Origin of the sequence: Arenimonas sp., assembly GCF_019459675.1 — a bacterium.
Classification (GTDB): Bacteria; Pseudomonadota; Gammaproteobacteria; order Xanthomonadales; family Xanthomonadaceae; genus Arenimonas.
In genome coordinates, this window is the sequence record NZ_JAIBFH010000309.1 from 1 (window position 1) to 6,854 (window position 6,854).

6 protein-coding genes are annotated in these 6,854 nt (G+C 71.5%); 2 read left to right on the forward strand and 4 right to left on the reverse strand.

Annotated features, from left to right (window positions below; all coding sequences use genetic code 11):
- Window positions 1-522, forward strand: a 522-nt coding sequence (locus K0M70_RS10550) for a response regulator (protein ID WP_290781824.1), incomplete at its 5' end; no start/stop codon positions are given.
- Window positions 523-526: 4 nt separating this feature from the next.
- Here the strand turns inward: K0M70_RS10550 and K0M70_RS10555 are convergent.
- The 4 genes from K0M70_RS10555 to K0M70_RS10570 are packed head-to-tail and all read right to left on the reverse strand — an operon-like array spanning window position 527 to window position 4,343.
- The gene (locus tag K0M70_RS10555; protein WP_290781825.1) at window positions 527-1,003 is read right to left on the reverse strand and encodes a copper chaperone PCu(A)C; all 477 of its coding nucleotides are present in this window, start codon (window positions 1,001-1,003) and stop codon (window positions 527-529) included.
- A 16-nt stretch (window positions 1,004-1,019) separates the two neighbouring features.
- Window positions 1,020-1,529 (reverse strand): PepSY domain-containing protein, encoded by a 510-nt coding sequence (locus tag K0M70_RS10560; protein WP_290781826.1) that lies wholly within the window; start codon window positions 1,527-1,529, stop codon window positions 1,020-1,022.
- Entirely contained in the window at window positions 1,492-2,316 is an 825-nt protein-coding gene (locus tag K0M70_RS10565) for a PepSY domain-containing protein (protein ID WP_290781827.1), read from the reverse strand. Before K0M70_RS10565 ends, K0M70_RS10560 begins: the two co-directional genes overlap by 38 nt.
- Window positions 2,313-4,343: a TonB-dependent receptor gene (locus K0M70_RS10570; protein WP_290781828.1), complete on the reverse strand. Its 2,031-nt coding sequence runs from the start codon at window positions 4,341-4,343 to the stop codon at window positions 2,313-2,315. Before K0M70_RS10570 ends, K0M70_RS10565 begins: the two co-directional genes overlap by 4 nt.
- A gap of 387 nt (window positions 4,344-4,730) precedes the next feature.
- On the opposite strand from K0M70_RS10570, the gene K0M70_RS10575 reads away from it, so the two are divergent.
- A partial coding sequence (locus K0M70_RS10575) for a serine/threonine protein kinase (RefSeq protein ID WP_290781829.1) occupies window positions 4,731-6,854 on the forward strand: 2,124 nt, incomplete at its 3' end.

Below are 6,854 nucleotides of genomic sequence, written 5' to 3' on the forward strand. Positions count from 1 at the left end.
ATGGTGGATGACGCCGACGCCTTCTGCCGCGTGCTGTCGCGCCCGCTGGCGCAGGGTGGCGTCGCCACGGCGGTGGCGCACGACGGGCAGGCCGCGCTGCTGGCCGCCACGCGCCTTCAGCCCGCCGGCATCGTGCTCGACCTCAAGCTGGGCGCCGACAACGGCCTGTCGCTGATCGCGGGCCTGGTGGCCTGCAGCCCCGGGTCGCGCATCGTGCTGGCCACCGGATACGCCAGCATCGCCACCGCGGTGGACGCGATCCGCCGCGGGGCACACCACTACCTGCCCAAACCCTTTGCGCTGGCCGACCTGGCGCAGGCGTTCGCCGATGATTCCGCCGATCCGCCGCCGGCTGCCCCGCCCGACGCCCCGGCTACGCTGCGGCGTCAGGAATGGGAGCACGTGCAGCGCGTGCTGTCGGAATGCCAGGGCAACATTTCCGCCGCGGCGCGCCTGCTGGGCGTGGACCGCCGAACGCTGCAGCGCCGGCTGGCCAAGCGGCCGGTGCGCGAGCGGCCCTAGCGGGTCAGTGGTGCGCGTGGCCGCCGGAGCCGGGACGCGCCGCTTCGCCGCGCACCTGGAAAGAAACTTCCACGTCGCCGGCCTTTTCGAACACCAGCGTGGCCACCACCACGTCGCCGCCGGCGAACGGGCGCTTGGGATCGATGAACATCAGGTGGTAACCGCCCGGCTGCAGCGCCACCGACGCACCGGCCGGAACCGCCAGGCCGTCGGGCAGCGGGCGCATGCGCATCATGCCGCCGTCATCGCGCACTTCATGGATCTGCACTTCCCTGGCCGCGGAGCTGCGGACGGACAGCAAGCGGTCGTCCTGCCCGCCCAGGTTGCGAACCGTCAGGAAGCCACCGGACACGGACGAGCCGGGCGGCGTCGCGCGCGCCCAGGGATCGTCAAGGCGAAGCTCGCCCACGGCCTGGCCAGCAAGCGGCGTGCAGGCGATGGCGAGCGAGGCAAGGCAGAACAGGACAAACGTACGCAGCATTGGCGAGGTCCTTGGTTTATCCGTCAGAGCGGGGCGCACGAGCGGCCACGGCCGCGAGCCACAGGCGGTCCAGCACGGCCAGGCACAGCGCGGACAGCGCCAATAGCGGCAGCACCAGGCAGGCGATGGCCGTGGCCAGTGTGAGCCATCGGGGCCAGGCGGTGCGCTCGCGCGCGGGCACGCCCAGGGCATCGGCGGGCTTTCGCCGCCACCAGGCCATGAAGCCCGACACCGACAGCCACACCAGCGCCGTCGCGAACACGGTGTTCAACCACGGGCCCAAGCGGCCGAAGAAGCTGCCTTCGTGGATGTCCACGCCGGTGGCGACGGCCTTGGCCATCGGCGGGAAGTCTTCCCAGTGGGCCGACTGCAGTGCCTGGCCGCTGGCGCGATCGTAAAGCACGTACTGGTCCAGGGACGCGCGCGCCTGCAGCGTGCGCACCGAAACGGCCGCCCCCGGCGGTCCGTCCACCAAATGGAACAGCAGGTCACCGGACAGGCTGCGGCCACGCGCGTCGGCCAGCATCGCCTGCAGTGAAGGCGCCGCCGCCGCGGGGGGCCGCTGGCGCCGCGGCGAACACGGGCGCGAAGCCAGCCGCGGCGGGGCCTTGCTGCGATAGTGCACGCTGCACCGGGCGCAGCACCTGGTCGCCCCAGAAGCTGGTCCACGGCAGCGCCGTGAACAGGAACACCACGATCACCAGCGAGAACCACACCGCCACGCAGGCGTGCAGTTCGCGCCAGAACAGCCGCGGCCCCGAGCGCAGGCGTGGCCACAGTGCCTGCGCCAGCGTGCGGCCGGAGCGCGGCCACCACAGCACCAGGCCGGTCAGCACCATCACGATCATCCAGCACGCGCCCAGCTCCAGCAGCCAGCTGCCGGCCTTGCCCAGTGGCCAGCCGCCGTGAAGCTTGCGGCTCCAGCCCGGCGCCCAGTTGCTCCCGTCCAGGCGCCCCAGCAGGGTTCCGCGATACGGATCCACGAACACCGCCACGGGCAGGCCCAGGGCGTCTTCGAACATCACCTGCGTGCTGCGCCGGGCGTCGCCGCGCACCAGCACGCTGCCGATGCGGCTGCCCGGAGCAGCGGTGCGCGCCGCGGCCACCTGCGCATCCAGCGGCTGCGTGGTGGCCAGGGGCGACACGAACCGCAGCGGCGCATGGCTCGCGTCCACCCATGCTTCGGACCACAGGTAGATCGTGCCGGTCACCGACTGCCACAGCACGAACGGCACCACCAGCAGCGCCGCCAGGAAATGCCAGCGCCAGGCCCGGCGCCTGAGCGAGCCCGCGGCGGCCGGCGCAGGCGTCACGGCAGGCGCCACTCGATGCCGACGTAGAACGAACGGCCGACGCCGGGCAGGAAGTTGCGGCCGTCCAGGCCGCGCGCGTCAGCCACGACGTTGGTGCTGGCGATCCACTCGCGGTCGGCCAGGTTGCGCGCATCCACGAACCAGCTCAGGTCGCCGCCGATGTCGCCGCCCACCCGCACGCCGTAGATCGCGTAGCCCGGCGCGCGGAAGGTGTTGGCGTGGTCAACGTAGTAATCCTGCGGCGTCCACTCCACGTTCGGGGCGATGTAGATGCCCGACGCCGACGTCCAGCGCAGCTGCGTGCGCAGCTGCTGCGGCGGCACGCCGGCCAGGTCGCGGTCGCCGTAGACGGCATCGCCATCGAAGCGGAAGTCGTTGTAGAGGTAGTTCGTCGACAGCATCCAGCCCTCGGCGAAGCGCCAGCCCAGGCCCAGCTCGAGGCCCTGGTGCAGCGTGCGGTCGGCGTTCACGGTGCCCAGCGGATTGCCCACGCCGTCGGTCAGGGACAGCAGCTCGCCGTCAATGCGGGCGCGGTAAAGCGCGGCATCCAGCGACAGCGTTTCGCTGTTGAAGCGCACGCCGATCTCGACGCTGGTGGCTTCCTGTTCGTCCACCTGGGTGATGCCCGGGCCGCCGGCCAGTTCACCGAAGCTCGGCGGCTCCAGGCTGCGGCTGATGTTGGCGTACCACTGCGTGCGCTCGTCGGCCAGGTAGCGCAGGCCGATCTTGGGGCTGACGCCGCGGTAGTCCTTGCTGAAGCTTTCGTCGCGGCCGCCTGTGATGAACAGGTCGCGCGAGCGGCGGTCGGTTTCCAGCGCCTGCGCGCCCAGGGCCAGCACCCACTGGTCGCTGATCCAGGTCTGGTTCTCGGCGTAGAGCTTGGTGTTGCGGGCGCGCTGGTCGAACTGGTTGGTGCGCGCGCCGGGCTCGCCGGCGACGTTCACGAAGCGGTCGTCGCGGGTGTCGCCCTGCGACAGCGTGGCGCCCAGCGTGAGCAGGTTGCGGCGGCCGGCCAGTTCACCCTCGCTGCGCCAGCGCACGTCCACGCCATAGTCCTGGGTGTCCTGCTTGAGCACCTGGAAGATCGGGTGGTCAAGCTGCTTGTCCGAATAAAACGCCGACACCACCAGCGAGCTGCCGTCCGAGAGCTGCCAGGCCAGCTTGCCGGCGAAGCGGTTGAGCTTGAAGTCGCGGCGCTGGTCGAGCGCGATGTTGCCCGGCGCGGCCTGCGAGGGGTCGTTGCGGAACTCGGTGAAGGTCAGGCTGCCCGGCAGTTCGGACGCGGTGTCCACGTGGGTGTAATACAGGCGCGCATCCACCGCGTCGCTGAAGCGGTAGCCCAGGTTGGTGAACAGGCGCGAGGTTTCCTGGTCGGCATGGGCGCGGAAGCTGTACTGCTGCATGCGGCTGACGCTGGCGTAGCCGTCGGCATCGCCCCAAGTGCCGGCCAGCGCGGCCTGGCCGCGGCGGTAGCCGAAATCGCCGCCTTCGGCGCGCAGCGTCAGGTTCGGCGCGTCGTGGCCGGTGGGCGAGACGAAGTTGATGGCGCCACCCAGCGTGGCCGAGCCGTATTCGAGTGCGTTCGCGCCGCGATAGACCTCGATGTAGCGCGCGGTCAGCGGCTCGACGGCCTGGAAGTCGAAGCCGCCGTCGGCCAGGTTGAGCGGGCTGCCGTCCTGCAGCAGCTCCAGGCCACGGCCGTGGAAGGTGCGCTGCAGGCCCGAGCCGCGGATCGACAGGCGGGCTTCCTCGGCGCCGAAGCGCGGCTGGATGAACACGCCGGTGGCGTAGCCCAGCGCATCAGACAAGGTGCTGACGCGGCCCGTGCGGTAGTCGCGGGCGTCGACGATGCCGGTGGCGCCGGCGCGCTCGGCCAGGCGCTTGCGCGCTTGTTCCAGGGTTTCCACCGCCAGCGGCGTGACCGCGTGGCCCTGCACTTCAACCGAGTCGAGCGTGGTGGGTTCGGACGCGCCGGGCGAGGCCGCGGCGATCGCGGAGGCGAGCAGGGTGTGGGTCAGCAGGGGCATCGTGGCCATCCGTGGTCGTGGGGACCGCGAATGATAGGGCGCGCGCCTGCGGTCCCGAATGCGGCAAAACGCCGCACCCCAGAGGCATGGGCTTTGCGCTTGGGCTGCCCGTGAGGCGGTATTTCCTGCTGCCCCCGGCCTTGGATCTAGAACACCCATTCACCTGTTCGGCCAGTGTGTTCACTTCCAGCGGGTCACCCATCCGCGGCACGTGGAAGGACTCGGGCCGCAACATGGTGGTGGCCGACGGCGCCGTCCCTGCGGGCTCCTGAATCGCGTTTCGTAGCGCCTCCCCGCCCCAGGCCGCCTCCGGTCCCCGGGGCTTTACGGGCGACCGCTGGCTGGGCGTAGACTGGCTTGGCCAGGCGCTGAACGACAGGGGTGGTCATGCGCGGTTCGATCCAGATTGGTGAAACCATTGGGCCGTTCGTCATCGTCGCCAAGCTGGGGCGCGGGGGCATGTCCACGGTCTACAGCGCCTACGAATCCGGGCTGGACCGCGAAGTGGCGCTTAAGGTGCTGCCCATCGACCTGCTCGAGGAGCCGGGCTTCACCGAGCGCTTTGAACGCGAAGCGCGTCTGATCGCCAAGCTCGAGCATCCGCACATCGTGCCGCTGTACAGCTACGGCATCGACGACGGCGTGCCCTGGATGGCGCTGCGCCTGGTGCGCGGTGGCCACATGGGCGAGCGCATGGAGCGCGAGCCGCTGGGGCGTGATTCGGGCCTGGCCTATTTCACGATGATCGCCGACGCCCTCGACCACGCGCACAGCCTGGGCGTGGTGCACCGCGACCTCAAGCCACAGAACGTGCTGCTGGGGGAGCGGGGCGAACTCTATCTTGCCGACTTCGGCATCTCACGCCTGCTGCAGGGGCGCACCACCATCACCAGCACGGGCGCCGTGCTCGGCACGCCCCAGTACATGTCGCCCGAACAGGCGCAGGGTGACCAGATCGGGCCGGCCACCGACGTCTATTCGGTCGGCATCATGGTCTACCAGTGGCTGACGGGCACGCTGCCGTTCGACGCGGATACGCCGTACGCGGTGATGTACAAACACGTGAATGCCCCGTTGGCGCTTGAATGCCTGGCGACGCTGCCCGAGCGCGCGGTGCAGGTGATTGCCCGCGCCCTGTCCAAGAAGCCCGAAGAGCGTTGGGCCAGCGCCGGCCAGTTCGTGGAAAAACTGGTGTCGGCGCTGGACGGCGAGGCGGCGGAAGGCGGGCGGGCCGGGCCGCGGTTTGCGTCGCCGGTGGCGGCCGCCATCTCGGCGCGCAGGCTGCAGAAAGTGCCGACGCCACCCACCAGCGTGCATTCGCCGGCAAAGCTGGACGGCAGCGAAGCGGCGCCTGCCAAGGGTGATCCGAGCGTGCCGGTGCCGCCGACGTCCATCCGGCTGCGCGCGCTCGCGGCCAATGCCGCCTTCAACGCCGCCCAGGCGGCCGCCGCCGCCAATCCCCCGTCCGAGGCGGCACTCCCCGCACCGCCGCGTGCTGCCACGCCGCCGCGCGGGTCGCGCGCAGCCGCGGAGCCGCCCGTGGATGCCAGTGCGCCAACCCGCATCGGGCAGGCGTTGGAGTTCCGTCCGCGCGGCGCTGCCACGCCGCCGCCACCCCGGCGCAATCCGATGTTTTTCGTCGCCGGCGCAGCCCTTTTGGGCGCCATCGTGTTGGCCGCGGTGATGCTGGGCCGATCACCGGAGGCGCCGGAGGCCGAAGCCGTTTCCGCGGCGGCTGCCGTGGCCGTGGCGGCCCCCCCGGTGGCGGCCGTGCCGCCGCTGCCGGGGGGCGAAGCCCGGCTGCTGCTGGAAACCGACGCGGACTGCGAGCTGGCGCTGGACGGCATCAGCCGGGGCGTGCTCAGGCTCCAGGCCACCCAGCGCCTGGACCTGGCGCCCGGGAACTACGCCGTCAGCTGCACCAGCCTTGCCCATCCCGAGGTGGCGCTGTCCCAGAACGTTGCCCTCACGGCCGACGAACCGTCGGTGGTGCTGTTTGAAGTAAAGGCCAAGGTCGACATGATCGACCAGCTGCGCACGGCCGAGCAGGCGCGGCTGGCCGAGCAGGCGCGCCAGAAGGCCGAAGCCATTCGCCTGCAGGAGGAGCGCGAAGCCGCGGAAGCACAGCGCCGCATTGGCGACGCGCGCCAGGCCGAGCAGGACCGCCTCGCCAGGCTGCGGCAGGTTGAAGCCGACCGCCTGGCCGCGGAAACCAGCAAGCTCGAGCAGGCGCGCGCCGCGGCCCAGGCCCGCCGCGATCTCGAAACGCGCAAGCTGCAGGAGGCGCGCCCCCCCCCCGCCCCACCCCCCGCCGCCCCGGCGGCCCCCCCCCCGCCCGCCCCCCCCCCCCGCCGCTGCCGCCGCCGCCGTCGTCGTGCCCAAGCGCCTGACGCCGATCGCCGTCAGCACGCCACAGCCGGCCTATCCGCCCGTAGCCCTGCGCAGCGGCATCACCGGCTCGGTGGAAGTGCAGCTCACCGTGCGCCGCGACGGCAGCGTTGCCAACGTGCG